1 pseudogene is annotated in these 726 nt (G+C 69.0%); it reads left to right on the top strand.

From position 1 onward, the window contains the following. Window positions 1-726: pseudogene (locus tag G3O00_RS43090) on the top strand (phosphatase PAP2 family protein); the annotation flags it as partial.

Genomic DNA, 726 nt, shown 5'->3' on the forward strand with positions numbered 1-726 from the left:
GCCTCGGCGGCCGTCGCGCGCGACGCGTCGTTCGCGCTGCGCTTCGGCTGGCTCGCGGTGATGGGTGCCGTGTTCTTCTCGACCTACGGTTTCGCGAACTGGCTCGCCGCGCGTCGCGCGGCGGTGCCGACCTTCGCGTTCGGCTGGGAGCACGCGATCCCGTTCGTGCCGTGGACGATCGTGCCGTACTGGTCGATCGACCTGCTGTATGCGCTGTCGTTCTTCTTCTGGACGCGCCGCGCCGACCTGCTCGATCACGTGAAGCGGCTGTTGACCGTGCAGCTGATCTCGGTCGCGTGCTTCATCGCGTGGCCGCTGCGCTTCGGGTTCGAGCGGCCCGACGCGGGTGGCGTGGCCGGTGCGCTGTTCACGCTGCTGATGGGCTTCGACAAGCCGTTCAACCAGGCGCCGTCGCTGCACATCGGGCTGCTCGTCGTGCTGTGGGCCGTCTATGCGAAGCACCTGCGCGGCACGCTCGCGCGTGTCGTGCTGCACCTGTGGTTCGCGGCGATCGGCGTGTCGGTGCTGACCACCTACCAGCATCACGCGATCGACGTGCCGACCGGCGCGGCCGTCGGCTGTCTCGCGCTGTTCCTGTTTCCGCTGCGCGATGCCGCGGGCCGGCTGCCGGGCGCCGATGCGTCGCCGAGCGCGGCTGGTCGTGCAGATCGGAAGTGCGTCGTGTCGGGAAAGGGTGTAAGATACTGGGTAGATCTCCGTGGTCGC

The organism is Burkholderia sp. Ac-20384, from assembly GCF_017104605.1.
Lineage (GTDB): Bacteria > Pseudomonadota > Gammaproteobacteria > Burkholderiales > Burkholderiaceae > Burkholderia > Burkholderia lata.